Origin of the sequence: Asticcacaulis biprosthecium C19, assembly GCF_000204015.1 — a bacterium.
GTDB lineage: Bacteria > Pseudomonadota > Alphaproteobacteria > Caulobacterales > Caulobacteraceae > Asticcacaulis > Asticcacaulis biprosthecius.
The window spans coordinates 650956-675509 of sequence record NZ_GL883078.1 but is presented as its reverse complement, the minus strand read 5'-3'; the positions used below and the strand labels follow the sequence as shown (position 1 = coordinate 675509).

26 protein-coding genes, 1 tRNA gene and 1 pseudogene are annotated in these 24554 nt (G+C 61.8%); 11 read left to right on the top strand and 17 right to left on the bottom strand.

What is annotated here, in order from left to right; genetic code table 11:
• Positions 1-9: 9 nt before the first annotated feature.
• Positions 10-1338 carry an MFS transporter gene (locus tag ABI_RS13535; RefSeq protein WP_006273578.1) on the bottom strand — a complete coding sequence of 443 codons (1329 nt, stop codon included), beginning with the start codon at positions 1336-1338 and terminating at the stop codon, positions 10-12.
• A 197-nt stretch (positions 1339-1535) separates the two neighbouring features.
• Between ABI_RS13535 and ABI_RS13530 the strand changes: the two genes are divergently transcribed.
• Positions 1536-2420: an alpha/beta hydrolase gene (locus tag ABI_RS13530; protein WP_040309255.1), complete on the top strand. Its 885-nt coding sequence runs from the start codon at positions 1536-1538 to the stop codon at positions 2418-2420.
• Between the two features lie 21 nt (positions 2421-2441).
• On the opposite strand, the gene ABI_RS13525 is transcribed toward ABI_RS13530, so the two are convergent.
• A tRNA-Ala gene (locus ABI_RS13525) sits at positions 2442-2517 on the bottom strand.
• Between the two features lie 124 nt (positions 2518-2641).
• Here ABI_RS13525 and ABI_RS13520 point away from each other — a divergent pair.
• Together ABI_RS13520 and ABI_RS13515 are read left to right on the top strand one after the other, a co-directional pair.
• Complete coding sequence (locus ABI_RS13520) at positions 2642-2959, top strand: YggT family protein (RefSeq protein ID WP_006273576.1); 318 nt, start codon at positions 2642-2644, stop codon at positions 2957-2959.
• A complete protein-coding gene (locus ABI_RS13515; RefSeq protein WP_006273575.1) occupies positions 2960-3220 on the top strand; it encodes a DUF167 domain-containing protein in 261 nt (86 codons plus the stop codon).
• A gap of 81 nt (positions 3221-3301) precedes the next feature.
• Here the strand turns inward: ABI_RS13515 and leuB are convergent, their stop codons facing one another.
• The 8 genes from leuB to ABI_RS13470 all read right to left on the bottom strand — a co-directional run bounded on the left by leuB (position 3302) and on the right by ABI_RS13470 (position 11342).
• Entirely contained in the window at positions 3302-4369 is a 1068-nt protein-coding gene (leuB, locus tag ABI_RS13510) for a 3-isopropylmalate dehydrogenase (RefSeq protein ID WP_006273574.1), read from the bottom strand.
• On the bottom strand, positions 4369-4959 hold the full coding sequence (leuD, locus tag ABI_RS13505) for a 3-isopropylmalate dehydratase small subunit (protein ID WP_006273573.1): 591 nt from the start codon (positions 4957-4959) through the stop codon (positions 4369-4371). Before leuD ends, leuB begins: the two co-directional genes overlap by 1 nt.
• On the bottom strand, positions 4960-6372 hold the full coding sequence (gene leuC / locus ABI_RS13500; protein ID WP_006273572.1) for a 3-isopropylmalate dehydratase large subunit: 1413 nt from the start codon (positions 6370-6372) through the stop codon (positions 4960-4962). It abuts the gene before it with no gap.
• A gap of 169 nt (positions 6373-6541) precedes the next feature.
• Complete coding sequence (locus ABI_RS13495) at positions 6542-7486, bottom strand: branched-chain amino acid transaminase (RefSeq protein ID WP_006273571.1); 945 nt, start codon at positions 7484-7486, stop codon at positions 6542-6544.
• Positions 7487-7673: 187 nt separating this feature from the next.
• Positions 7674-7958, bottom strand: a complete 285-nt coding sequence (locus ABI_RS13485; protein ID WP_006273569.1) for an ACT domain-containing protein — start codon at positions 7956-7958, stop codon at positions 7674-7676.
• Positions 7936-9621 carry an acetolactate synthase 2 catalytic subunit gene (gene ilvG / locus ABI_RS13480; protein ID WP_006273568.1) on the bottom strand — a complete coding sequence of 562 codons (1686 nt, stop codon included), beginning with the start codon at positions 9619-9621 and terminating at the stop codon, positions 7936-7938. The genes ABI_RS13485 and ilvG overlap by 23 nt, the downstream gene beginning before the upstream one ends.
• 111 nt (positions 9622-9732) lie before the next feature.
• Positions 9733-10740 carry a ketol-acid reductoisomerase gene (ilvC, locus tag ABI_RS13475; protein ID WP_006273567.1) on the bottom strand — a complete coding sequence of 336 codons (1008 nt, stop codon included), beginning with the start codon at positions 10738-10740 and terminating at the stop codon, positions 9733-9735.
• A gap of 38 nt (positions 10741-10778) precedes the next feature.
• A complete protein-coding gene (locus ABI_RS13470) occupies positions 10779-11342 on the bottom strand; it encodes an IlvD/Edd family dehydratase (RefSeq protein ID WP_040309254.1) in 564 nt (187 codons plus the stop codon).
• A 796-nt stretch (positions 11343-12138) separates the two neighbouring features.
• Between ABI_RS13470 and ABI_RS13465 the strand changes: the two genes are divergently transcribed.
• Both ABI_RS13465 and ilvD read left to right on the top strand, forming a co-directional pair.
• A complete protein-coding gene (locus ABI_RS13465) occupies positions 12139-13119 on the top strand; it encodes an alpha/beta hydrolase (protein WP_006273565.1) in 981 nt (326 codons plus the stop codon).
• Positions 13120-13393: 274 nt separating this feature from the next.
• Positions 13394-15259 carry a dihydroxy-acid dehydratase gene (gene ilvD / locus ABI_RS13460; RefSeq protein ID WP_006273564.1) on the top strand — a complete coding sequence of 622 codons (1866 nt, stop codon included), beginning with the start codon at positions 13394-13396 and terminating at the stop codon, positions 15257-15259.
• 45 nt (positions 15260-15304) lie between these two features.
• Here the strand turns inward: ilvD and ABI_RS13455 are convergent, their stop codons facing one another.
• From ABI_RS13455 to ABI_RS25960, 7 genes and pseudogenes are all read right to left on the bottom strand, one after another.
• A complete protein-coding gene (locus ABI_RS13455; protein WP_050808296.1) occupies positions 15305-15781 on the bottom strand; it encodes an OmpA family protein in 477 nt (158 codons plus the stop codon).
• A gap of 3 nt (positions 15782-15784) precedes the next feature.
• Positions 15785-16414: a helix-hairpin-helix domain-containing protein gene (locus ABI_RS23745; RefSeq protein ID WP_006273561.1), complete on the bottom strand. Its 630-nt coding sequence runs from the start codon at positions 16412-16414 to the stop codon at positions 15785-15787.
• A gap of 111 nt (positions 16415-16525) precedes the next feature.
• Positions 16526-17332, bottom strand: coding sequence for an OmpA family protein (locus ABI_RS23740; RefSeq protein WP_006273560.1), 807 nt, complete (start codon positions 17330-17332; stop codon positions 16526-16528).
• Positions 17333-17400: 68 nt separating this feature from the next.
• Positions 17401-17715 (bottom strand): hypothetical protein, encoded by a 315-nt coding sequence (locus ABI_RS13440; RefSeq protein WP_006273559.1) that lies wholly within the window; start codon positions 17713-17715, stop codon positions 17401-17403.
• A gap of 96 nt (positions 17716-17811) precedes the next feature.
• A complete protein-coding gene (locus ABI_RS13435; RefSeq protein WP_157138894.1) occupies positions 17812-18630 on the bottom strand; it encodes an OmpA family protein in 819 nt (272 codons plus the stop codon).
• Positions 18631-18817: 187 nt separating this feature from the next.
• Positions 18818-19012, bottom strand: a pseudogene (locus ABI_RS26665) (type II toxin-antitoxin system RelE/ParE family toxin); the annotation flags it as partial.
• Between the two features lie 70 nt (positions 19013-19082).
• Positions 19083-19331: a ribbon-helix-helix domain-containing protein gene (locus ABI_RS25960; protein ID WP_211211168.1), complete on the bottom strand. Its 249-nt coding sequence runs from the start codon at positions 19329-19331 to the stop codon at positions 19083-19085.
• Positions 19332-19470: 139 nt separating this feature from the next.
• On the opposite strand from ABI_RS25960, the gene murC reads away from it, so the two are divergent.
• The 6 genes from murC (at position 19471) to rpoH (ending at position 24523) form a co-directional block, all read left to right on the top strand.
• Positions 19471-20898, top strand: a complete 1428-nt coding sequence (gene murC, locus ABI_RS13425) for a UDP-N-acetylmuramate--L-alanine ligase (RefSeq protein WP_006273555.1) — start codon at positions 19471-19473, stop codon at positions 20896-20898.
• The gene (locus ABI_RS13420) at positions 20895-21128 is read left to right on the top strand and encodes a hypothetical protein (protein WP_006273554.1); all 234 of its coding nucleotides are present in this window, start codon (positions 20895-20897) and stop codon (positions 21126-21128) included. The genes murC and ABI_RS13420 overlap by 4 nt, the downstream gene beginning before the upstream one ends.
• 2 nt (positions 21129-21130) lie before the next feature.
• Positions 21131-22030 carry a UDP-N-acetylmuramate dehydrogenase gene (gene murB / locus ABI_RS13415; protein ID WP_006273553.1) on the top strand — a complete coding sequence of 300 codons (900 nt, stop codon included), beginning with the start codon at positions 21131-21133 and terminating at the stop codon, positions 22028-22030.
• Positions 22031-22200: 170 nt separating this feature from the next.
• Entirely contained in the window at positions 22201-23040 is an 840-nt protein-coding gene (gene folP / locus ABI_RS13410) for a dihydropteroate synthase (protein WP_006273552.1), read from the top strand.
• Positions 23037-23351 (top strand): hypothetical protein, encoded by a 315-nt coding sequence (locus ABI_RS13405; protein WP_006273551.1) that lies wholly within the window; start codon positions 23037-23039, stop codon positions 23349-23351. Before folP ends, ABI_RS13405 begins: the two co-directional genes overlap by 4 nt.
• 272 nt (positions 23352-23623) lie before the next feature.
• Positions 23624-24523 carry an RNA polymerase sigma factor RpoH gene (rpoH, locus tag ABI_RS13400; RefSeq protein ID WP_006273550.1) on the top strand — a complete coding sequence of 300 codons (900 nt, stop codon included), beginning with the start codon at positions 23624-23626 and terminating at the stop codon, positions 24521-24523.
• The last annotated feature ends 31 nt before the right edge of the window (positions 24524-24554 follow it).

Here is a 24554-nt window from a genome sequence, read left to right as displayed (position 1 = left end):
GGGGCGCTGTCAACCGGCGGGTACAGTCTCGTCGGCCGGAGCCTTGGCATAGGCCGCCGACAGGTCGCGATAGGATTTTGACCGGAAGGCCAGCACGGTCACAATGACCCCGATAATCCCGGCCAGGGTGAAAACCAGAGCGGTGCCACGCGCCGGGCCGGTGCCAAACCAATCACCAATGGTCCGGGCGCCCCATCCGTCGGTCATGAACGGTATGAAGACGAACTGGGTCAGAGGCCCGAACAGGAAGGCGGTGATCGGCGACGCCGACTGTTCCAGCGACTGAGCGAAACCGAACACCCGCCCCTGACGCTCCAGCGGAACGACCTTTTGCAGGGTCGTCTGTTCGGCGGCCTCGGCCCACGGACTGACCAGCATCCACACAAAAACGCCGGCGGCCAGCAGCCAGAAGGACTGTTGCAGGGTGAAGACACAGCAGGTCACCCAGGCGATCAGGTTGACGATCAGCAGGGTTCGCAGAGGCTTTTTACCCAGCCCGAACCGCGAAATAAGGATGCCGCTGATGATAAATCCGGTCGACACCACCATGAAGGTGAAACCCCACACGACTTCGTTCACCATCGACATGCCGTAGGCGTCCAGAAGCGCCATGAAGATGCCGCCCAGAAAGTTGTTGAAGGTGGCGAAGAAGATCAGCGCGAATAGGCCGGGTACGGCGGCGACCACCGCAATGGTACCCCTGATGTCGACCCTCTTGGGCGCCTCCGGTTCGCCCGGTGGCGTCGCGGTGCGGGTTTCGCCGACCTTGACGAACAGCAGATGGGCAAAGGCCAGGCCCGTGAACACCAGGGCGAAGATCAGGGTGCCCACCATGCCGCCGCCGGCCACCAGCAGACCGCTGATACCCGAGGTGACGAGAAAGCCGATCCCGCCGACCATGCCGACCAGGCCATTGGCCTTGTCGCGGCGGTCTTCGGGCACCAGGAGGGTGACGACGGTCGGCAGGGCGATCGCCCGGATATTGCCGGCAATCACCCCCAGCATAGTCAGCAGGACGAAGATCCAGAGTTGATAGCCATAGGGATTTTTAAACACCTCCGCCGGCGAGATCAGCAGGAAGCCCAGGGCCAGCAGATAGAAGACGGCGGAGGCCAGGCTGGAACCCAGCATGACCGTCTTCTTGAGGTGATGGTCGACCAGGCTGCCGAACCACAGGCCAAAGCCGGCGGTGAAGACCAGGTAGATGCCGGCGATCATGCCTGTGGCAAAGACCGACCGCGTCTGGAGGATGATCCAGAAGGTGATGGCGAACCAGACGGTGAAATTGGTGATATTGGCCACCAGATTGTTGCCGAGCAGGTGGTGGAAGGCCTTCATGTCAGTCACCGGTTTTGCTGAGGCACTGACGCTAAGGGCCTTGCCTTCAAAGTCAATTCAATCTTTCCTTTGCACACGCGCTGGTGCACCCTGCCGCGATGCCGATGACCCGAAGACAATGTCTGGCCGCGCTGCCGGTGCTGTTTGCTGCCACCGGGTGTCGTGGTGAGCCAGGCACAAGGGGCGGAGCGGCAGCATTGCGCCCGCCAATTCCCATCGGGCCCCACGCGGTCGGCCGTTCGGGCCGGGCCGTGCCCGGCGCCGGCGCCGTCATCCTGTTCTATCCCGCCGACGGCGCGCCGTCGGCGACAACCTATCCGGCGGCGGCCATGTCATCGGGCCACGCCGCGCAATTGACCCGGCGTTTTGGCGCTCCGGTCGCCCAGGCCCTGGCCGTCGCGCCGGGTCATGCCATCCCGGATGCGGCCCTGGCAAACGGGGACTGGCCGCTGCTGGTGTTTGCGCCGGGCTGGTACCTGTCGGGGCAGGACTACCGTGTCCTGTGCCAACATGTCGCCAGCCAAGGGTTCCGGGTCGCTGTCCTGAGCGACCTGCCCGACGCGGGGGCGCACCCGCCCTATGCCAGAACGGCGGAAGCGATCCTTTCGGTCGTTGCCGGCATTGGCACAACGAATGCGCCCATTGGCGTCTTCGGTCACTCCGTGGGCGGTGCGGCGGCGGTTCTGGCGGCTTCCCGCAACCCGGCGATCCGCGCCGTGGTCAATCTCGACGGCGACTATGCCGCAGACGCCCTGATGGCACGTCCGAAGCAACCGCTTTTGCATGTCCGCAGCGTGACGCCCGGTGAACCGGCCAACAGTGTCGCGCGACGCGATCGCGATTGGCAAGCGGTCAGCCAGGCGTCATCCTCGCCGCAGTTGCTGACGCTGTCGGACTTTCGCCATCTGAACGTCCTTGATGCGGCCCTGCTGGCGTCCAGCGTTCCGCAGGACCGCCGCCACAAGGCTTTTGGCGCGGTCGATGGTGCACAGGGGCTGGCCATCACTGCGCGTTTGGTAACCGGCTTTTTCGACGAATATCTGAAAGGGCAGGCGGGCGCGTATTCCGCGGCTAATCTGTGATGTTGGGGGGATCGGGAAGGATGGTGGAGCTAAGCGGATTCGAACCGCTGGCCTCCTCATTGCGAACGAGGCGCTCTACCAACTGAGCTATAGCCCCATACCTTCCGTAAGGAGCCGTCTATTTAAGCCAAGATCGACGCATGTCAAGCGCCGCGTTGACTTGTACGTAACCGGGAATCCCCTATAGTCGCACTTCAACGCCAATCCAGGAAACCGCGCGTATGGTCGAGCTTATCTCAGCAGTCTTCTACATTCTGAACGCCATTCTGGGCTTCATAATGATCATGCTGATCGTCAGCATGATCCTGAGCTGGCTGGTTTTATTCAATGTCATCAATACGCGCAATCCTACCGTCTACCGCATCATGGACGCACTCGAGCGCTTCACAGCGCCGGTTCTGGAGCCATTCCGGCGCTTCATACCATCGTTTGGCGGGCTGGATCTCAGCTTCCTGGTCTGCGTCCTGGTCATCCAGGTGCTGCAGCGCTACCTGCTCCCGGCGGCCGAACGCAACCTGATTGCCCTGGTTCTGGGCTAGGTGCGGCTGGCGGTTCGTCTGACGCCGCGGAGCTCTGCCGATGCCATCGACGGCTGGGGTGAGGACGAGCAGGGGCGGCGGTTTCTCAAGGTTCGGGTCCGCGCGGCGCCCATCGAAGGCCGCGCCAATGAGGCGTTGATTGTCTTCCTTGCCAAGACCTTGGGCGTGCCGAAATCGCGCCTGTCCTTGGTGGCGGGCGATACATCGCGCCTCAAGCAGATCGAAATCGACGGCGACGTGGACCTGAGTCGTCTCGCATAAAGAAAGGGCCAGGACCCGAAAGCCCTGACCCAAGTTTTCACCTTTGCGAGGTGGTCTCATTACGAGGTTACGCCTACGCGGTTAAGCCGCTGTCAACGCCGTCTCGCGAATCTTGTCCGAAATGGCCTTGGAAACCGCCGAACCCGAAGCCGTGCCGCCGATGTCGCGCGTCACGAAACCGCTTTCGACGACGGCATCGATCGCCGCGTCCAAAGCATCGGCTTCCTGGGTCAGGTTCAGCGAGAAGCGCAGCATCATGGCGACCGACTTCAAGGTGCCGACCGGGTTGGCCAGGTCTTTGCCGGCGATATCCGGCGCCGAGCCATGGATCGGCTCGTAAAGGCCCTTACCGGTTGCGCCCAGCGAGGCCGAGCCCAGCAGGCCGATCGAGCCCGGCAGGACCGAGGCCAGGTCCGACAGGATATCGCCGAACATGTTTTCGGTCACAATCACATCGAAAGTCGTCGGGCGGGTAACCAGGTGCATGGCCATGGAATCGACCAGGGCGTGCTCCAGCTCGACGTCGGAATACTCTTCCTTGTGCAGCCGGATCACCGTCTCACGCCACAGGCGTGATGTCTCGATGACATTGGCCTTGTCGACCGAGGTCACCTTGTTGCGGCGCTTGCGGGCGGCGTCGAAGGCGACGCGGGCGACGCGCTCGACTTCGGCGACCGTATAGACGCATTCGTCGGTAGCCGTGGTTTCGGTGCGGGTCTGCTTGCCGAAATAAAGGCCACCCGTCAGTTCACGGACGATCAGCAGATCGGCCCCTTGGACGACCTCGGCGCGCAGCGGCGATCGGTGCACCTGCGACGCCTTGACGTCCATCGGACGCAGGTTGGCGAACAGACCCAGCGACTTGCGCACGGCCAGCAGGCCCTGTTCCGGACGCATCTTTCCCAAGTCCCACTTGGGGCCGCCGACGGCGCCCAGCAGCACGGCGTCCGCCGCCAGGCAGGCGCGATCGGTATCTTCCGGGTACGGATTGTTGTCGGTGTCGATGGCAATACCGCCGATACGCTTTTCTTCGAAGTTGAAGCTGTGACCGAACACCTCGCCGATGGTCTTCAGCGCCTGGACGCCGGCAGCCGCGACTTCAGGACCGATGCCGTCACCGGGGAGGACGACGATATTGAAGGAAGCCATTACGCAGCCTTTCCGTGGGATTGTTCAAACTTTTCGATGTCGGGCAGGCGCTTCAGCAGCCAGCCCATGGCGTCGACGCCTTCCAGCAGACATTGACGCGCGAAGGCCTCGACCTCGAAGGTAATGACCGTGCCGTCTTCCAGCGTTAGGGCGTTGTTTTGCAGGTCGATGGTGACGCGCTGCTGCGGGTTGGCCAGCAGCTTGTCATGGACGTCCTTGCTGACCACGACCGGCAGCAGGCCGTTCTTCAGGCAGTTCGACTTGAAGATGTCGGCGATCTCGGTGGAGATCACGGCTTGGAAGCCATAGTCCATCAGCGCCCAGGGGGCGTGTTCGCGCGACGAACCGCAGCCGAAATTGTTGCCGCCGACCAGGACGCGATGCTCGGTCGGGTCGATCTCATTCAGGATATGCGGCTTGTTCGAACCGTCGGCAGTGTAGCGCCAGTCGTTGAAGGCGACCTTGCCGAGACCGACCTTGGTGGTGGTGGTCAAAAAGCGCGCAGGAATGATCTGGTCGGTGTCGATATTGGCTTCCGGCAGGACCAGGATGCGCGACGAAAAGCTATGGATAGGTTCCTGGTTTGACATTTAGGCCTCCTCGAGCGCCATGAATTGACGGGGGTCGGCAACATGGCCGGCGACGGCCGAAGCCGCGGCGGTGGCCGGCGAGGCCAGAACCGTGCGCGAACCTGGGCCTTGGCGGCCTTCGAAGTTACGGTTGGAGGTCGACACGGCCAGTTGACCTGGCGACACGAAATCACCGTTCATGGCGATGCACATTGAACAGCCCGGCAGGCGCCATTCGGCGCCGGCGTCGAGGAAGATCTCGTGAAGGCCTTCCTTTTCGGCTTCCAGGCGGACCCATTCCGAACCCGGCACGACCAGGGCGCGAACGCCCGGCGCGACCTTGCGGCCCTTCATAATGGCGGCAGCGGCGCGCAGGTCGGCCATACGGCCATTGGTGCACGAACCGATGAACACGACATCGACCTTTTCGACCTCGCGCGCTTCACCGCCGGTGAAGCCCATATATTTCAGGGCGCGTTCCTGGTCTTCATTGTCGGCGACGGGGACACCGCGAACAATGGCTGCACCCTGGTCGGGCGAGGTGCCCCAGGTGGCCATCGGCTCGATGGTCGAGCCGTCGATGCGGATTTCCTTGTCGAAGACGGCGCCTTCGTCGGATGCCAGAGCCAGCCAGCCCTTGGCCGCTTCGTCATAGGCTTCGCCTTGCGGCACATATTGGCGGCCGCGCAGCCAGTCGATCGTCTTTTGGTCGGGGGCGATCATGCCGCAGCGGGCGCCGGCCTCGATCGACAGGTTGCAGACCGTCATGCGGCCTTCCATGTCGAGGTCGCGGATGACGTCGCCGGCATATTCCAGTGCGTAACCGGTACCGCCGGAGAAGCCGAGCGTAGCAATAACCGTCAGGGCGACGTCCTTGCCGGTGACGCCTGGCTGAAGCTTGCCGTCGACGGTGATGCGCATGGTCTTGGGCTTGCGCTGGGCCAGGCACTGGGTGGCCAGGACGTGGCCGACTTCCGAGGTGCCGATGCCAAACGCGATACAGCCGAAGGCGCCGTGAGTTGAGGTGTGGCTGTCGCCGCAGACGACGGTATAGCCCGGCTGGGTCAGGCCCATTTCCGGCCCGATGACGTGGACGACGCCGCGGTTTTCGGCGTCATAGCCGAACAGGCGCAGGCCGTGAGTGGCGGCATTGGCTTCCAGGGTTTCGACCTGCTTCTTGGCCTGGGCGGTGACGTAGGGACGGTTGCCGTCGGCGTCGGGGCGCAGGGTCGGAATCGAGTGATCCAGCGTGGCGAAGGTCCGGTCGGGCCGGCGTACCTTTAGCCCGCGGGCATCCAGTTCCGAGAAGGCCTGGGGGGAGGTCACTTCGTGGACGAGATGCAGGTCGATATAGAGCACGGCGGGCTTATCGGCCCCTTCCGGTTCTACGACGTGGGCATCCCACACTTTTTCAAACAACGATTTCGCGGTCATCGTACAATCTCTTGGTTGGCTGAACCTTCTCCTCCCCTGTTTACGGGGGAGGTGGATCCTTGCGAAGCAAGGAGACGGAAGGGGCTATTCCACTGTCGGAAAGCCCCTCCCACCGCTTCGCGGTCCCCCCTCCCCGCAAGCAGGGAGGGAGAAGGGTTATATGACTCTTCTATTCCGCCGGGACTTTTGCCTCGATGGGCTCCAGCCAGCCGAAACGGTCTTCGGTGGTGCCGTTGAACAGACCATGGAACAGGGTCTGCAACCGCTTGGTGATCTTGCCCGGCCCGCCAACGCGGGTCGGAATGTCATCGACGCTGCGGATCGGGGTAATTTCCGCCGCTGTGCCGGTCATAAAGATTTCGTCGGCGAGATACAGCATCTCACGCGGCAGGTCCTGTTCCAGAACCTCGATGCCGTCGGCCTTGGCCAGGCGGATGACCGAATCACGCGTGATGCCGCCCAGGATCGAAGCCGCCACCGGCGGGGTGTAGATCTTGCCGTTCATCATGACGAACAGGTTTTCGCCGGCGCCTTCGGAAATCAGGCCGTTAACGCCCAGGCCGATACCTTCGACATAGCCGCGATCACGGGCTTCCTTGCCGATCAGGTAGGACGACAGGTAGTTGCCGCCGGCCTTGGCCATCACCGGGATGGTATTCGGCGCAGCGCGGTTCCACGACGAGATACAGACGTCGACGCCCTTGGCCAGGCCTTCTTCGCCGAGGTAAGCGCCCCAGGGGAAGGCCGCGATGGCCAGGTCGACCTTGACCTTGTCAGCCTTGGGGGTCACGCCCATGCCGCATTCGCCCAGGAAGGCGATCGGGCGCCAGTAGGCGCTCTTCAGGTTGTTGGCGACGATGATGTCCTTCGAAGCCTTGACCATCTGGGCCAGGTCGAAAGGGATCTTGATGCCGTAGATGCGGGCGGAATCTTCCAGCCGGCGCAGGTGGTCACTCAGGCGGAAGCCCACCGGGCCGTTGGGCGTATCATAGCAGCGAATACCCTCGAAAACGGACGTGCCGTAGTGCAGGGCATGGGTCATGACGTGGATCTGGGCGTCTTCCCAGTTGATGATCTGGCCGTTGAACCAGATTTTGTCGGCAAGTTTGGTCATGTTCTCTCAGCAATCTTGGTCGATATGGTTTCGTCTGGAACCGCCCTCATACGCCCTTCCTCGGGCGCCAGAAAGACGGATTTTTCAATCGCCTTGCATAAGGCGCGCAAACCCAGCCCTACCGAACCGGGGCCGCGACCACGGCCCCGATAAACCTCTCCGTCAAAACTTGCCAGACGCGCGTCCATTATGCGCGTATCCCTTGCTTGGCCTGCGTATCCGCGCCGGCACCGACTCTCGGGTCGGCGGAAAGGCGCGTGATGCCATACAGGCGGTCGATCTGAAGGCCCAGTTGGTCAGGACTACGGGAAGTGTCGCGCGGCCGCATTGTCACCGAAAGACCGCGCTTGTCCTCACCGAGATCGTAGAGCTCGATCTCGTCGATATGGAAGCCCCGCCGTTCAATCAGCCCCAGGACTCGCAGCAGCGATCCTTCGAGACGATCCAGCTCAATATGAATCAAGTGGCTCATCCCAACGCTCCTCCATCATTTCCGCATTCGACGCGCCTGGCGGAACCAGCGGCCAGACGTTTTCGCGCGGATCGATCAAAACATGTAAAAGGGTGGGGCCTTCGGCGGCCAGCAGCCGGTCGACGGCACCCTCGACTTCGTGGCGGTGGGTGATGCGGAAGGCATCGATCCCGAACGCCTTGGCGACCTGGACAAAATCGGGATTGTCCGACAGGTCGATCTCGCTGTAGTTTTCCTGGTAGAACAGCTCTTGCCACTGACGGACCAGGCCCAGCGACGAATTGTCGAGCAGGACGATCTTCAGCGGGATGTTGTAGCGGTTCAGCGTCGCCATCTCCTGGATGTTCATCATGAACGATCCGTCGCCGGAGATGGTGACGACATGGTGGTCGGGCTTGGCCAGCTTGGCGCCAACTCCGGCGGGCAAGCCGTAACCCATCGCGCCGGATCCGCCCGACGTCAGATGGGCGCGGCAGTTGGCGAATTCGCAGTGCTGGGCGACCCACATCTGATGCTGGCCGACGTCGCAGGCGGCGATGAACTTGTCACCGGCCTTTTCCGAAAGCAGCTTCAGCAGCCCAGGGGCATAGACCCCAGCGCCCGGCGCATTGTAGCGGAAACGGTGCTCCCACTTGTCAGCCTTGCACTTTTCGACCCACTTCTGGATGCCTTCCACCTTCGGGTTCAGGCTCTCGATCGTGGTCTTCAGGTTGCCGACAATGGCGACATCGGCCTTGCGCAGTTTGTTGATTTCGGCCGGATCGATGTCGGCGTGGATGATTTTGGCATTGGGTGCGAAGGCATTGAGCTTGCCTGTGGCGCGGTCGTCGAAACGCGCGCCCAGGGCAATCAGCAGGTCGGCCTCCTGCACGGCGGTGTTGCCGGCGCGGGTGCCGTGCATGCCCAACATGCCCAGGCACAGGTCTTCTGTGGTCGGGACGACGCCGATACCTTTCAAGGTGGTGACGACGGGGATACCCGTGCGCTTGACCAGGTCGAGGAAAGCGGGCGAGGCGCCGGCCATTTCGACGCCGCCGCCAGCGTAGAACAGCGGCTTCTTCGCGGCGGCGATCAGCTTTTCGGCTTCCCGAATCGCGTCGGCGTCGGGGGCGGGCGGCGTCCAGGTCGGGAAGGTTGCCATGGACGACGCGCCGACCTTGGCGGCGGCAACGTCCTTGGGGATGTCGACCAGGACCGGCCCCGCGCGGCCTTCGGAGGCGATGGCGAAGGCTTCGGCCAGGATACGGGGAATGTCGGCGGGATCGCGGACCAGCCAGGAATGCTTCACGATCGGCAGGCAGATGCCCAGAATATCGACTTCCTGGAAGCCGTCGGTCCCCATCAGATGGGTTGAAACCTGGCCGGTGATGCAGACCAGGGGCACGCTGTCCATATAGGCGTTGGCGATGCCGGTGATCAGGTTGGTGGCGCCGGGGCCAGAGGTGGCCATGCAGACCCCGACTCGCCCGGTCGCCCGGGCATAGGCGTCGGCAGCAAAGGCCGCGCCCTGTTCGTGGCGGACCAGGATGTGTTGCAGGCCGGAGCCGGCCAGGGCGTCATAGATGGGCATGATCGCCCCGCCGGGATAGCCGAACAGGGTCTCGACCCCCAACGCCTTCAGCGTGGAGATGACCAGTTGTGCTCCGGTGGGTTCGTTGCTCATCGTTCAATACTCTAAAAATTATTATCCTCCCTCGCTTGCGGGGGAGGTGCCGCCGAATGGCGGCGGAGGGGGCGTCACGGTCTCGTACGCTACCTCCGCCTCTTCGTAGTGTTATGCGTCAACGGCTTGCTTGTTTTGCAGCCAGCTCATGCGCGAACGCAGATCCTTGCCGACATGCTCGATCTGGTGATCCAGATCCTGGCGCATCAGGGCGTTGTAGCGCGGACGGCCGGCCATGTTTTCCAAAATCCAGTCGCGGGCGAAGTCGCCCGACTGAATGTCGTTGAGCACTTCGCGCATGCGCTCGCGGGTTTCTTCGTTGATGATGCGCGGGCCGGAGACCAGGTCGCCGTACTTGCAGGTTTCCGACACGAAGCTGTGCATCTTTTCGAAGCCGCCTTCATACAGCAGGTCGACGATCAGCTTCAGCTCGTGCAGGCATTCGAAATAGGCGATTTCCGGACGATAGCCAGCTTCGACCAGGGTTTCGAAACCCATCAGGACCAGTTCGGTGGTGCCGCCGCACAGCACGGCCTGTTCGCCGAACAGATCGGTTTCGGTTTCTTCCTTGAAGGTCGTCTCGATGACGCCGCCGATCGTGCCGCCGATGCCGCGGGCATAGCCCAGGGCCTTGGTGGACGCCTTGCCCGACACGTCGCGATCGACGGCGAACAGTGAGGGAACGCCGCGGCCGCGCTGATATTCACGGCGAACCAGGTCACCCGGGCCCTTCGGGGCGACCAGGATCACGTCCATGTCGGCGCGCGGAATGACGCGGCCGTACAGGACCGAGAAGCCGTGGGCGAACAGGATGGCGACGCCCTTTGGCGCGTTCGGCTCGATGACGTCCTTGTACAGGTCGGCATGGGTCATGTCCGGGGTCAGGATGGCGATGATGGTCGCGTCCTTGCAGGCGTCGGCAACCGACAGAACCGTGTGACCGTCCTGCTTGGCCTTGACCTCGCCGGCGCCGCCGGCACGCAGGCCGACCACGACATCGGCGCCCGAGTCCTTCAGGTTCGAAGCATGGGCGCGGCCCTGCGAGCCGTAGCCGATGATGGCGATGCGTTCGCCCTTGAAAGCGTCGGGCGAAACGTCGTCATTCGTATAGATCTTCACAATGGTCTCCGTAGTCTCTTAAGTCTGGGAAGTGGGGTTTAGAGCATGCCTGCGTTTGTCACGGAAGTGACCATGCGGGCGTATTTTTCCAGCGCACCGGCGCCGAAGGTGATCTTGCCGGGCTTTTGCGCCTTGGAGGCGCGGCGCAGCTCGATGTCGGCAAAGACGTCGATGCGGCGGGCGGCAATGTCGATGTGGATGATGTCGTCGTCATTGACATAGGCGATCGGGCCGCGCGCCTGGGCGCCCGGTGCAACATGTCCGATGATGGCGGCGTTTTCGTTGCCCGATGTGCGGGCATCGGTGATGACGGTCACGCGCTCGATGCCGGCGTCTTCCAGCGCGTCGGTAAAGGCCTCCAGTCCGGCGGCGGTGATCTCACCGTCCTGGCGAATGATCACGATGTCGCAGGAACGGACGCGGCTGACGCTGGCCAGGGCTTCATCGGTAGAACCGAAGACACGCGCAGGACCATCAAACACTTCCACGCTAAACCCGTCCAGTTTTACCACGCAGCCTTCCGGAGCGAGCGAGCCATGCAGAATGGCAAAGCCCGAAGAAGCTGTAGCGGTCTGGCGTTGGATTTGCGTGAACTGGGTCATGTCACATGTTCCGGTGGTGAAACTCTGAAGTACTGAAGGCGCGTATTAAAAATCCCGCTCTTTTGAAGGAGCGGGAGGATGTCTTATCCTCTTGAAAGCGTTAGGCGGAACCTTTCGCTACCACTCCGATGACAGGGGGCTGAGTACGCCCCCAATAAGGAGCGATACCAGGTCGAATACGATGACAGCCATGACGAAAGACACGGCCAGAGCGGTTAGCTCCTGCGTCCGGTTTCTCCCGATGGAAATGGCCTTGGCCATGGTCAAGCATACTCCTGCGCAGCCCCAAATGGGTGCGTAGGAGTCTTATAACCCTAACGCAGCTCCAATTGCAAAGGAAAATTTGGAAAAATATTCCGGCAATCCCGCAATTTACGGCGGTGCAGCAAAAGAATTTTTCAGTATTACGCCATTTATTGGAATACGTTTTCGTGATGGCGCCGGTTTTGGCTCAAAATTGCACCCGGCTACGGGAAAATGCGAAACGATTTTGTCTTGGTGTCGGCTGAAACCAAGACCGGTCATGGGTTTTGTCACGACGCCGCGCCGCACACTATGGTATATCTGCCTTCGAGAGCGAGTGACTTTACCTTCTTCTCCCGCCCTGTTTACGGGGAGGGGGGACCGCGAAGCGGTGGGAGGGGCTTTACTATCAGTGGAATAGCCCCTTCCGTCTCATGGCTGCGCCATGATCCACGGCACGGGCCGCCCCGCTCCCCCGCAAGCAGGGGAGGAGAAGCTGTTTCAGTCTCGCTACCGCTCTAAAAGAGTCACAGAACTCAAGAGGGAAGAGACCATGATCCGTATCCTGTTGGCCGCCGCCGTACTGGCCGTGGCATCGCCTGCCCTGGCTGACGAGCCGCGCAAATCAGGCGAATACGCCTTTACCCCCGATTCGCTGGAACAACCCGGCGTCCAGAAGGGGCAGTTGCTGGGGCCGTACGAATTCCATTCGAAAATTATCGCCGGCACCGTGCGGCGCTACTGGGTCTATGTCCCGGTCGGCTATAATCCGAAAACCCCGCCCAACCTGCTGGTCTTCCAGGATGGTCAGCGCGCCACCAACCCCAACGGCTCGCTGCGCGTGCCGGCGGTGCTCGACAATCTGATTGCCAAGGGCGACATCGCCCCGACGCTGGGCATCTTCGTCACCCCGGGGAACCTGAGCGAACACTATCCCGACAATCTCGGTATGTCGAACCCGGACCACCGCGCCGAGGAATACGACGTGGTGGATGACACCTATGCCCGCATGCTGCTGGAAGAACTGCTGCCTGAGGTTTCGAGAACCTATACCTTCAGCGACAATCCGCGCCACCGCATGATCGGCGGCACCTCTTCCGGCGCGATTGCCGCCTTCACCGTGGCGTGGAACCGGCCAGACTCGTTCGGCAATGTCATTTCACTGATCGGTTCCTACACCTCGATCGCCTATCGTCCGGCGGCGGACGGTCAGCCGGCGCGCTTTGGCGGCGACACCTATCCAGGCCTGATCCGTAAGTCGAAGATTCGCCCGATCCGCATCTTCATCCAGGACGGTTCCAACGACCTGGATAACGAGCATGGCAACTGGTTCCTGGCCAACCAGCAGATGGTCAAGTCGATCGAATGGGCCAATGCCAATGCTGAGAAATGGAACCTGGGGCCAGCCAAGTATGAGCTGAAATATGTCTGGGGCGACGGCGGCCACTCCGATCAACATGGCGGAACGCTTTTGCCGGATATCCTGCGCTGGATGGCCCCTGCGGCCAAAAAAAAGCTGCTGCTAGAAGCCTGAAGATACGGAATTTCTTCTTCTTTCCCTCTCCCCACCTGGGGGAGAGGACGAGAGCGGAACGCAGTGAACGCGATCGGGTGAGGGGTTGAGGACGTTGGGCTTCTACGGTTTCCAACCGAACCAACCCCTCACCCCAGCCCTCTCCCCTCAGGTGGGGAGAGGGAGCGATGAAGTCATTCAACGCATTCGATTATTGCCATCCCGACGTTCAAGACTATATAGGACCCAAAAGCGCAAACCCCTGTCGCGCCAAGTATTTTCACAGGTAACCATCATGCCCGCCTATCGTTCCCGCACCACCACCTTTGGCCGCAACATGGCGGGCGCACGGGCGCTCTGGCGGGCGACCGGCATGACTGACGCCGATTTTTCCAAGCCGATCATTGCCGTCGTCAACAGTTTCACCCAGTTCGTGCCCGGCCACGTCCACCTCAAGGACCTCGGCCAGTTGGTCGCGCGTGAGATCGAAGCCGCCGGCGGCGTTGCCAAGGAATTCAACACCATCGCCGTCGATGACGGCATCGCCATGGGGCACGGCGGCATGCTGTATTCTCTGCCGTCGCGCGACCTGATCGCTGACAGCGTCGAATATATGGTCAATGCCCACTGCGCCGACGCCATGGTCTGTATCTCCAACTGCGACAAGATCACGCCGGGCATGCTGATGGCCGCCATGCGCATCAATATCCCGGTCGTCTTCGTCTCCGGTGGTCCTATGGAGGCCGGCAAGGTGGTGTGGGCCGATGAGAACGGCGTCAACCAGACCCATTCGCTCGACCTGATCGATGCCATGATTCAGGCCGGCGACGACCGCATCTCCGACGCCCAGGTCAAGGCCGTTGAAGAAGCCGCCTGTCCGACCTGCGGATCGTGTTCGGGCATGTTCACCGCCAATTCGATGAACTGCCTGACCGAAGCCCTGGGTCTCAGCCTACCCGGCAACGGCACGACCCTGGCCACCCACGCCGACCGCAAGCGCCTGTTCGAACAGGCCGGCCGTTTGATCGTCGACATTACCAAGCGCTACTACGAAAAGGACGATACCTCGGTCCTGCCGCGCAACATCGCGACCAAAGAAGCGTTCGAGAACGCCATGGCTTTAGACGTTGCCATGGGTGGATCGACCAACACCGTGCTGCACATCCTGGCCGCCGCCCAGGAAGCCGGCGTCGACTTCACCATGGCCGATATCGACCGCATTTCGCGCGTGACGCCCTGCCTCTGCAAGGTCGCCCCGGCCGCGTCCGATGTCCATGTCGAGGACGTCCACCGCGCCGGCGGCATCATGGGAATCCTGGGTGAGCTGGCGCGCGGCGGGTTGTTGCATACGGAATCGAAAACCGTCCACTCGCCGTCCCTGGCCCATGCCCTCAGCTACTGGGACATCCGCCAGACCAATGACGAAGAGGTCACCGAATTCTTCAAAGCGGCGCCAGGCGGCGTGCGCACCACCCAGGCCTTTTCGCAGGAGCGCCGCTGGGACGAACTGGACCGCGACCGCATCGGCGGCGTGATCCGCTCGAAGGAAAATGCCTTCACCAAGGACGGCGGCCTGGCGGTTCTGTACGGCAACATCGCCGAAAAGGGCTGTATCGTGAAAACCGCCGGGGTCGATGAATCGATCTGGCAATTCAACGGCACGGCGCGCGTTTTCGAATCCCAGGACGAGGCCACGGTGGCCATACTGAACAACAAGATCGTCGAAGGCGACATCGTCGTCATCCGCTACGAAGGCCCCAAGGGCGGTCCGGGCATGCAGGAAATGCTGTACCCGACGACCTATCTCAAGTCGAAGGGCTTGGGGAAGGCCTGCGCCCTGCTGACCGACGGCCGTTTCTCGGGCGGCACCTCAGGTCTGTCGATCGGTCACGCCTCACCCGAAGCAGCGTCGGGCGGACTGATCGCCCTGGTCCGCGAAGGTGACAGGATCGAGATCGATATTCCGAAGCGCTCGATCCAACTGGCCATCTCCGAAACCGAAATCGCCGACCGCCGCGCCGAAGAAGAGGCGAGGGGCAAGGAGGCCTACACGCCGCAAAACCGTGACCGCGTGGTTTCGGCGGCCCTGCAGGCCTATGCCGCCCTGGTCACCTCTGCCGACACCGGCGCCGTCCGCGATCTGGGGCAACTTAGGAAGTAGGTTATTGGTCGCGGAAGCCGTACCGGTTTGTCCGCCCTCTCAACCTCAATGATTTTGGCGCTTTTCCCAGCAGTCGCGTGGGCGATCTTCAAAATAGTAGTCGATCGAAACGCGATTGTTCAGAAGTTCCCTAACGTCGTCATCCGTTTTCACGGCAAGCTGGGCCTCACCCTTAGCGCCTATTTGCATTATCGCTTTTGGAACGCCCAGCCTGACCAGTTCGTCAGCCACCTGAAATGCACGTCGCTGCGACAATTGAAGGTTTTCCGCTTCATCTCCAACCGTATCGGTATGCCCGGCAATGTCTAGCTTGATGATGGGAGGGGAACATCTGCCAGACCATTTCGAATTGAGCTTGTAATGCTCCGCCGCGGCACCGACGACCGCAAGAGCGTCCTCGTTCAGATGATGTTGGTTCGGCCAAAAGTAGATGATAAAGTACCGGTCCTCCCAAGCTACCGCTACGGATGCGGTTAGGAGAAAGCTTGTCACTGCTATCCAAGTACCGATCTTATGTAGCATTCGCTACCCCTTCTTCGCCGCCTCAAACTCCGCCGCCTGTTTCATCCAGTTTTCGCGAACGATCCGGCCGGGGAACTTGATGCGCTCGGACACCCACTTGATGTTCTCAGGTGTCCAGGCGGCGATCTGGCGGAAATGATAAATCCCCAGAGCATGAAGCTGCACCTCATTGACCGGACCAATGCCGACGATATCCAGCAGCGGATCAGGCTTGCCCTTGTCCGCAGTCTTCAACCGGGCGGGCTCGACAGGAACCCCGGCAGCAGCCACGGCAGCTTCGACCTGGTCGGGCGTCATGGCCGCCAGGGGTGAGACCGACGGGGCGGCTTCGGCTTTGCGTGCACGTGTTTTCGCCGCGACTTCGGGCTCAGGCTTGGGCTTGGTTTTCGCTTTCGGCGCCTTGGCCACGATCGTCCCGGTCGCTGGCAGCGCTACGGGCTCGGGCTCCAGCGACACCGGCTCAACCTCAATCGGCGGCTGGACGGGCGCGACAGCAGGCGCTTCGTTCTCCAGGAAACGTGGCTTCGGCTTTTCGGCGGGCTTGCGCGCCTGACGGGTCAGCAGATAGCCGATGCCGCGCCCGATCAGGAAGGCGGCGATCAACAAGACGGCGGATTTCAGCAGCATCGACATGGCGCGTCCTTCCTATTTGCCGTAACGGCGGGCGGCGTATTCGACAGCGACGCCCAGCACCAAAGCCAGCAACAACCACCAGCGCAGTTCGGAGATCAGATATAGCATGGCCTAACTCGCGGAACTGAGGGTAAAGACGACGCGGCGGTTCTTTTTACGCCCCGCGGCGGTGGCATTGCTGGCCACCGGATCGGCGCTGCCGGCGCCAACGGCCGTGACCTTATCGTCGGGCCAGCCTGCGGCGGTCAGGGCATTCATGGCGTCGACCGCGCGTCCGGCCGACAGGGACTTGTTGACCTCGTCGGCGCCGACATTGTCGGTATAGCCGGTGATGGTCAGTTTCACCTCCGCCGGGCAGCGCTTCAGCACGCGATGAACCTCGCGCATGGTCCGCTCGCCTTGCGGCGTCAGTTCGTAGGCGTTGAACCTGTAGCCGATACCGCCGCCGGCGACCGCAGAGTTGATCCGGTCCTGGCAGCGCTGACCGGCGCGATTGAGCGGTTTTGCTGGCGCAGGCTCTGCGACGGTGGCGGCCGCGGATGATGTCGCAGCCGCTGAGGTCGATGCCGAGCTCGAACTGACGCTTTGTGTCGCGCTGACGCTTTCGCTGGCAACCGCAGGACTGGCCGTCGCCACCGTCGTTGCCGTCATGACCCTCACGGCCACGACCGGCCCCGTCCAGAAGCCGTCGGGTTTCAACGCGGCCTGGGCGGCGGCAATCTTGTCGGGTTTGCCATTGAGCACCAGGTCCTGCCCCGATGCCGTCACGGTTACACCGGTGACGCCGGCCTGGGTCAGTTTGGCCGCGGCTTCACTTTTCAGTCGTGTTTCCGTTTCCGTCTTGGTTGTGGACAGGGCAATGACCCCGACAACCAGCAAGGCCGCCCAACCGGCCAAATGGATCATGCTTTTTTTCATGATGCGAACCCTACAGCGATTCCCGCCGACCCGTTGTCGGAAACAACTGCGGCGGCTTCATGGCGCGGTCAGATCGCCGGCGCCTGGGTCACGGTCACAATGCCGAACTGATTGATCGGGAACAGCACCGCCGGTTTGATCCTTCGCGGGGGTGCGGCCGGCTCCGGCCGCGGCGGAAGCGGTTCAGCGACAGCCGGCACAGGTTGCGGCTCAACATCGTAGCCGTGATACGGCGCATACGGTTCAGGCGTGTCAAATGCCGTCTCCACAACCGGTTCCGGACGCGCCTGACGCGTGAAGGCGGACACGACATGGCCCAGCACCAGACCGAGCGAAAAGGTCAGGGCAATCAGAACCAGCGATTGCAGCCACAGCCACAGCATGTCAGCGCCCCCAACGATGGGCGGCAAAGCCGAACACCGCCCCGAGCAAAAGGGCGGCAAGCAGAAGCCAGCGAAGATCATAAATTAAATACAGCATTATGGCCCCTCCGGCTCGTCCCGCGGCCGCAGGATAAAGTCGACCCGGCGGTTGCGCGCCCGGCCGTCTTCGCTGGTATTGTCGGCGATCGGGTTCTGAGCGCCGTAGCCGCGCGAACTGACCGAAGCCTGCGCCAGACCCAGATCGATCAGGGCAAAGGCGGCGGCTTCGGCACGGGCCGTCGACAACTTCATATTGTCGTTGTCCTGACCGACATTGTCGGTATAGCCCTCGACGCTGAGGGCCAGGTTCTGCGGGCAGGTCTGGATGGTGTTGTAGATGTCGATCAGGATGGCCTGGCTATCGCCGGTCAGTTCGGCGCTGCCTGAGATGAACTGTAGGCGCCGGTCGGCGACGGCCGCCGTGACCCGGTCCGTGCAGTCTTCCGCAGCCTGCAAGACCTGCTCGGTTACGGCGGTCTGGGTCGCGGCGCCGTCCAGCCGCGCCTGCATCAGGTCGACGGAACCTTCGTCCATGCGGACGCGCGTCACGGGCCCCATCAGCAGGCTGCCATAGATCTGGCTTTCCGGCAGGCCGCCGGTGACGCCGCGGGCCACAGCGACAGCGCGGAGCATCCGGTCGCGGGCGCTTTCGCCTGACGCGGCGGTCTGGCCAAAACCATCGTCACGATAGGCGAGGGTGGTGGCCTGTCCGTCCATCCGCACCTCGAACCCGCCCAGCCCCTGAGCGGCCAGGCGCTGTTCGACCTGACTGCGCAACATGGTCTCCAGGCCCTCGGCGCGACGCGGCAAGGCCAGAGCCACGCAGAGGCCAAGGATCCCCCAGCCGAGACTGTATATCCATACCTTGGCTACCACATTCAGCCCCAGAAACCATCTCCGGTGACGTCACCAGACTCAGTGGAAAACGTACAGGCGGAGTCGCCAAAAGACAACGTGGTTAACAAATCATTAATGGGGTGTGGCGTGGGCGCCCGATTTCATCCGGGGGGCGAATCTAAACCCCTCATGTCACAGGACGACCAGCATGCTGATCGAGACGTCGTCAGAGGTGCCTTAGCGGGTCCTGTGCATGGTGCAGGACACGAACAATCAGTATATCACCCTCGGCTGGAACATAGAAAATGGAGTGACTGGCATGAACGAAACAGCGCACTCCATCTTGGACGTTGCGCTGCGCTTTTCCAGCCAAAGGATTATTCGTCAACATCTCAAAGACGTCGACCAAGCCTGACATGTAAGAATCGGCCTGTCGCTAACCGAATTCGCGCATCGAATAGTCGGAGACATTATCGAGGTCGGCGCCCGCCTTACGGCTTAATCTGTACGCCATCGCGCTTGAGTCGCTCCCTGACGTCCTGCATGATTTGCTGCGGCGAGCGGTATTCCACCCCGCTGTCGAGCCCCTCCTGTATCAAGTCCCGCAATTCCGCCTCAGCCGCCTTGCGTTCCTGATGCCTGCGCAGCACGTCATTGACATAGGCGTCCGCGCTGCTGCCGGCCTGCTGCTGCACCCAATCGCTGTTGCCGTCGTCCAGAGACACCGTAATCCTGTCCATCATCTGCACCTTTAGCCTCGGTCGCATGGTGCCATGAAACGCCTCTGCGACCAAGTTGAAAACGCCCCGTGACAGCCAAGGCAGCGTAGTATAAAGCGCGTAATCCTTCCCCCCTTTTGTCGCGCGTGAACCTGTCCCTATGGCCTCTCTGTCCCAAATCCGCCCCACCCCGTTCGACCTCGGCCCGGTGCATTTCGTCGGCATTGGCGGCATCGGAATGAGCGGCATCGCCGAAATCATGCTCAAGATCGGCTACCAGGTGCAAGGCTCGGACGCCAAGGCGTCGGCCAATACCGAACGCCTGGAAAAGCTGGGTGCGAAGATCTTCATCGGCCACGCCACCGAACACGTCAGCGACGGCGTCTGCGCCCTAGTCTATTCGACCGCCGTCAAGCATGACAATCCCGAGATGATGGAGGCGCGCCGCCGCCGCATCCCGCTGGTCCGCCGCGCCGAAATGCTGGCCGAACTGATGCGGCTGCAGTTCTCGATCGCGGTTGGCGGCACCCACGGCAAGACCACCACCACCTCGATGGTCGCCTGCCTGCTGGACGCCGGCGGCATGGACCCGACCGTGGTCAATGGCGGTATCATCAACAACTACGGCACCAATGCCAAGGTCGGCGACGGCGACTGGATCGTGGTCGAGGCCGACGAATCCGACGGCTCCTTCCTGCGACTCAAATCGACCCTGGCCATTGTTACCAATATCGACGCCGAACACCTCGATCACTGGGGCGATTTCGAAGCAGTCAAGAAGGGCTTTGTCGATTTCGTCGAAAACATCCCCTTCTACGGTTTCGCCGCTGTCTGCATCGACCATCCGGAAGTCCAGGCCCTGGCCGCCAAGGTCGAGAACCGCCGCCTGATCCCCTATGGCGTCAGCCCCCAGGCCGAGGTCCGCTGCCTGAACATCTCATTCGGCCCGGAAGGCGCCTTGTTCGACGTCCAGTTCTCGCCCACGGGTGTCGAACCCTTCACCTGGGAAAAGATCCGCCTGCCGATGACCGGCAACCACAATGTCAGCAATGCCACCGCTGCCATAGCCATCGCCCGTGAACTGGGCGTGACCGAAGATGCCGTGCGCACCGGTCTGGCCGGTTTCGGCGGGGTCAAGCGTCGCTTTACGACGACAGGCGTGGTCGACGGCATCCGCATCATCGACGACTATGGCCACCACCCGGTTGAAATCGCCGCCGTGCTGACGGCCGCGCGTCAGGTCAGCCAGGGCAAGGTTATCGCGGTGGTCCAGCCGCACCGCTATACCCGCCTGCGCGACCTGATGACCGAGTTCTCGTCATGCTTTCACGATGCCGACGCGGTCATCGTCGCCGATGTCTACAGCGCCGGCGAGACCCCGATTGATGGCGTCAGCAAGACCGCCCTCGTCGAAGGCCTGCACCGTTTCGGCCATCGCAACGCCGTCGCGCTCGACGGTCCGGCGGCCCTGGCGGGACTGGTTGCTGCCGAAGCCCGGCCGGGCGACCTGGTGGTCTGCCTGGGCGCCGGCGACATCACCCAGTGGGCCTATGCCCTGCCGGGGCAACTGGAAGCGCTGAAGGCATGAAGCGGAAGGCCGGAGGCCAGCCGCTATCTCCGGAACTGGCGGCGATCATCGCTAACCCCGATAGCTACCTGTTTGCGGAAGGCCGAACCCTGGCTGATTACTTTATCCGGGATGGGGCCATAGGTTTCATGGTCAATGGACGTGAATATGATTGGTTGATCGACCATGAGGAACTTGCCCGCTCGCTTTGTGTGCGATTGATAGAACTAGGTGTGGAGCAACGGAAATAGCTATGGCCTGGCGTGACAACCTTCCCACCGTTCGCGGCAAGATCGCCCGAGACACGGCGCTGGCGCCGTTTACCTGGTTCCGCGTCGGCGGGCCGGCGGAGGTGCTGTTCATTCCGGCCGATCCGCAGGACCTGAGCGACTTCCTGCGGGCACTCGATCCGGCTGTTCCCGTGATTTATCTCGGTGTCGGGTCCAACGTCATCATCCGCGATGGCGGCGTCGACGGCGTTGTCGTCCGGCTGGCGGGCAAGGCCTTTGCTGAAATTAGTGTCCAGGGTGAGCTTATCACCGCCGGGCCGGGCGCGCTCGATTCAATGGTCGCGCGTACCGCCGCCAAGGCCGGACTGGCAGGGCTTGAGTTTTACGCCGGTATTCCCGGGACGATTGGCGGCGCGCTGACCATGAACGCCGGCTGTTACGGCCGCGAGACCAAGGACGTTCTCGTCTCGGCCTGGGGCTATGATCGGACGGGCGCGCGCCGTGAGTTCCAAAACGCGGATTTCGGTTTTACCTATCGTCATACGCAGATCCCCGGCGATATTGTCTGGATGCAGGCGACGTTTCGCGGCACCCCTGACGATCCTGTCGCGGTACAGGCGCGCATCGACGAGATTACCAGCCGCCGTGAAAGGACCCAGCCGATCCGTGAAAAGACCGGTGGCTCCACGTTCAAGAACCCACAGGGCCGCTCGGCTTGGCAATGCGTTGATGAAGCCGGTTGGCGCGGCAAGCTTCACGGCGGCGCAAAGTTCTCGGAACTGCACGCCAACTTCATGATCAATACCGGCGAAGCAACAGCGGCGGATCTGGAAGGCCTGGGTGAGGCCGTCCGCGCCGACGTCCTGACGAAACTGGGTGTCGAGCTCAACTGGGAGATCAAGCGGATAGGAAAAGTAAAGTAGGTCCACAGATTACACAGATTTCACAGATTATTCAGCGTCTTAATCTGTGAAATCTGTGTAATCTGTGGACACGCTTTCCTACTCTTCGCAGCCTATCCGGTCCCCCGAAAACAGGGGAGTTCCTTGTTTCAGGAATCAAGGTAATTTTCCCCTGAAAAGGGAGTACGCGTTTGCTGTTGGATCTTTATGCTGCCAAGGGCCCGCTGATCATGGGCGTGGTCAATGTTACGCCGGACAGCTTCTCGGATGGCGGCCGCCACTTTGGACTCGAAGCCGCCCTGGCCCACGCCCAGCAACTGATCGAAGACGGTGCCGACGTGCTGGATATCGGGGGTGAATCCACCCGGCCTGGCGCCGCGCCTGTCACCCTTGAAGAAGAAATCAATCGCGTGGTGCCGCTGATCCTGGCCCTGTCAGCCATGACCGATATCCCTATCAGCATCGATAGCTTCAAACCGGAAGTCGCAGAAGAGGCTTTCAAGGCCGGCGCAAAAATCTGGAATGATATCAGTGGCCTAACGTACAGTTCCGAGAGTCTGGAAACAGCCGCGCGGCTGGATGGCGATATCATTTTGATGCATATGAAAGGTGAGCCACGCACCATGCAGACGAACCCGTGGTACGATGACGTCACGGCCGAGGTCGAGTCTTACCTGCTGGAACGCGCCGGCGCGGCGCTCAAGGTGGGCGTGGCGCGGGATCGGATATGGCTGGATCCCGGCATTGGTTTCGGCAAGAACCTGGACCATAATCTCGACCTGATCCGCGCCACCCGCCGTCTGGCCGGCCATGACTTTCCCCTGGTCATGGCGGCGTCGCGCAAACGTTTCATCGCGGCTCTGGAAGAACGTGAAGGTGCAGAGCCGTCACAGCCCGACGCGCGCATCGGGGCCACCGTCGCGGTCCATTTGCATGCCGTTGCGGAAGGTGCCAAGATGGTGCGTGTTCATGACGTGGCCGAGATGAAACAGGCCATGCGCGTTTGGAAGGCCATCGGCGGAGCAGGATGACGGGTTATCACTGGCGTGCCGCTATCTATTTCGTCCTGTTGATGGGCTGCCTTGTCGGCAGCCTCAGTGGTGTTGCGCCACTGTTGTTCGCCTTCGCCTTCTTCGTTGTCGCCGTTTCGCAGTTCTTCTTCCTGTGCCCGCGTTGTGGCAAACATATCGATACCCGCAACCACGTTGACGGCAGCTTCTTCTACGTGCCCGGCGAAAAACATGACGCGGACTGTCCGCGTTGTGGCCGCACCCGCAAGGATGTCTGGATGTTGCAGTACTTCCTGAAGCGCGAGCCCTGGGACGGCATTCGGGAACCCTAAAACCGTACCTCGCGCAATGTGTTGCACTGCACTCACCGTCTTGTGACAACCGGTACCGATGTCTGCGTGCTACGCTAAAGCCACAATTTAGATTTTGTGGTGGGCCAGGGTCTTTTTTTTGGCAAAACCCTTCCTAAATCTGAACGCAGTTGTCGGGCATGAACTTGGTCCCTCTGCGTTTCTCCCTTCGCAGACAAGGCCTTGAGTTCATGACCGACACGACTTCCTCTTCCGATCTCAGCGATCGGTCCCCTGAAAGCGAAGATACACCGATGAGCAGCTCCGTTGCCCTGACTACGTCCAACCTGTCCTCGACTCCGGCCCTGTCGCCCGACGGCGGCCTCAACCGCTACCTGTCGGAAATCCGCAAGTTCCCGATGCTGGCCAAGGACGAGGAATTCATGCTGGCCAAGCGTTGGCAGGAGCATCAGGATCCCAAGGCGGCGCATAAGCTGGTCACCTCGCACCTGCGCCTGGTGGCCAAGATCGCCATGGGCTACCGCGGTTACGGCCTGCCGGTCGGCGAAGTCATCTCCGAAGGCAATGTCGGCCTGATGCAGGCGGTCAAGAAGTTCGATGCCGATCGTGGCTTCCGCTTGGCCACCTACGCCATGTGGTGGATCAAGGCGTCGATCCAGGAATACGTCCTGCGTTCGTGGTCGCTGGTCAAGATGGGCACGACGGCCGCCCAGAAGAAGCTGTTCTTCAATCTGCGCAAGGTGAAGTCGGAGATCTCTGCCCTGGAAGAGGGCGACCTGCGCCACGAACAGGTCGAACAGATCGCCACCAAGCTGGGCGTGTCGGAAACCGACGTCATCAACATGAACCGCCGCATGTCGTCGCCGGACTCGTCGCTCAATGCGCCGATCCGCGCTTCGGAAGGTGAGTCGGAGTGGCAGGACTGGCTGGTCGACGACAAGCAGGTCTCGCAGGAAACCGTACTGGCCGACTCGGAAGAATACAGCCAGCGCATGGGCCTTCTGGAAGCCGCGATGGGTGAATTGAACGCCCGCGAGCGTGAAATCCTGACCGAGCGCCGTCTGAAGGACAGCCCGACCACCCTGGAAGACCTGGCCGAACGTTTCGGCGTGTCGCGCGAGCGCGTGCGCCAGATCGAGGTCCGCGCGTTCGAAAAGCTTCAAAAAGCAATGACGGCATCAAAGGCAGCATAATACCAATCCACGATGACCTTGACTCATCGTG

Coding starts and splice junctions, on each gene's coding strand:
- ABI_RS13465 (WP_006273565.1), top strand. CDS start 12,139: ATGATCCGTATCCTGTTGGCCGCCGCCGTACTGGCCGTGGCATCGCCT.
- leuB (WP_006273574.1), bottom strand. CDS start 4,369: ATGGCTTCCTTCAATATCGTCGTCCTCCCCGGTGACGGCATCGGTCCT.
- ABI_RS25960 (WP_211211168.1), bottom strand. CDS start 19,331: ATGGACAGGATTACGGTGTCTCTGGACGACGGCAACAGCGATTGGGTG.
- ilvG (WP_006273568.1), bottom strand. CDS start 9,621: ATGAGCAACGAACCCACCGGAGCACAACTGGTCATCTCCACGCTGAAG.
- ABI_RS23745 (WP_006273561.1), bottom strand. CDS start 16,414: ATGTCGATGCTGCTGAAATCCGCCGTCTTGTTGATCGCCGCCTTCCTG.
- ABI_RS13485 (WP_006273569.1), bottom strand. CDS start 7,958: ATGAGCCACTTGATTCATATTGAGCTGGATCGTCTCGAAGGATCGCTG.
- ABI_RS13455 (WP_050808296.1), bottom strand. CDS start 15,781: ATGCTACATAAGATCGGTACTTGGATAGCAGTGACAAGCTTTCTCCTA.
- ABI_RS13520 (WP_006273576.1), top strand. CDS start 2,642: ATGGTCGAGCTTATCTCAGCAGTCTTCTACATTCTGAACGCCATTCTG.
- ABI_RS13420 (WP_006273554.1), top strand. CDS start 20,895: ATGAAGCGGAAGGCCGGAGGCCAGCCGCTATCTCCGGAACTGGCGGCG.
- rpoH (WP_006273550.1), top strand. CDS start 23,624: ATGAGCAGCTCCGTTGCCCTGACTACGTCCAACCTGTCCTCGACTCCG.
- leuC (WP_006273572.1), bottom strand. CDS start 6,372: ATGACCGCGAAATCGTTGTTTGAAAAAGTGTGGGATGCCCACGTCGTA.
- ABI_RS23740 (WP_006273560.1), bottom strand. CDS start 17,332: ATGAAAAAAAGCATGATCCATTTGGCCGGTTGGGCGGCCTTGCTGGTT.
- ABI_RS13470 (WP_040309254.1), bottom strand. CDS start 11,342: ATGACCCAGTTCACGCAAATCCAACGCCAGACCGCTACAGCTTCTTCG.
- ABI_RS13440 (WP_006273559.1), bottom strand. CDS start 17,715: ATGCTGTGGCTGTGGCTGCAATCGCTGGTTCTGATTGCCCTGACCTTT.
- ABI_RS13535 (WP_006273578.1), bottom strand. CDS start 1,338: ATGAAGGCCTTCCACCACCTGCTCGGCAACAATCTGGTGGCCAATATC.
- ilvD (WP_006273564.1), top strand. CDS start 13,394: ATGCCCGCCTATCGTTCCCGCACCACCACCTTTGGCCGCAACATGGCG.
- ABI_RS13495 (WP_006273571.1), bottom strand. CDS start 7,486: ATGACCAAACTTGCCGACAAAATCTGGTTCAACGGCCAGATCATCAAC.
- murC (WP_006273555.1), top strand. CDS start 19,471: ATGGCCTCTCTGTCCCAAATCCGCCCCACCCCGTTCGACCTCGGCCCG.
- leuD (WP_006273573.1), bottom strand. CDS start 4,959: ATGTCAAACCAGGAACCTATCCATAGCTTTTCGTCGCGCATCCTGGTC.
- murB (WP_006273553.1), top strand. CDS start 21,131: ATGGCCTGGCGTGACAACCTTCCCACCGTTCGCGGCAAGATCGCCCGA.
- ABI_RS13405 (WP_006273551.1), top strand. CDS start 23,037: ATGACGGGTTATCACTGGCGTGCCGCTATCTATTTCGTCCTGTTGATG.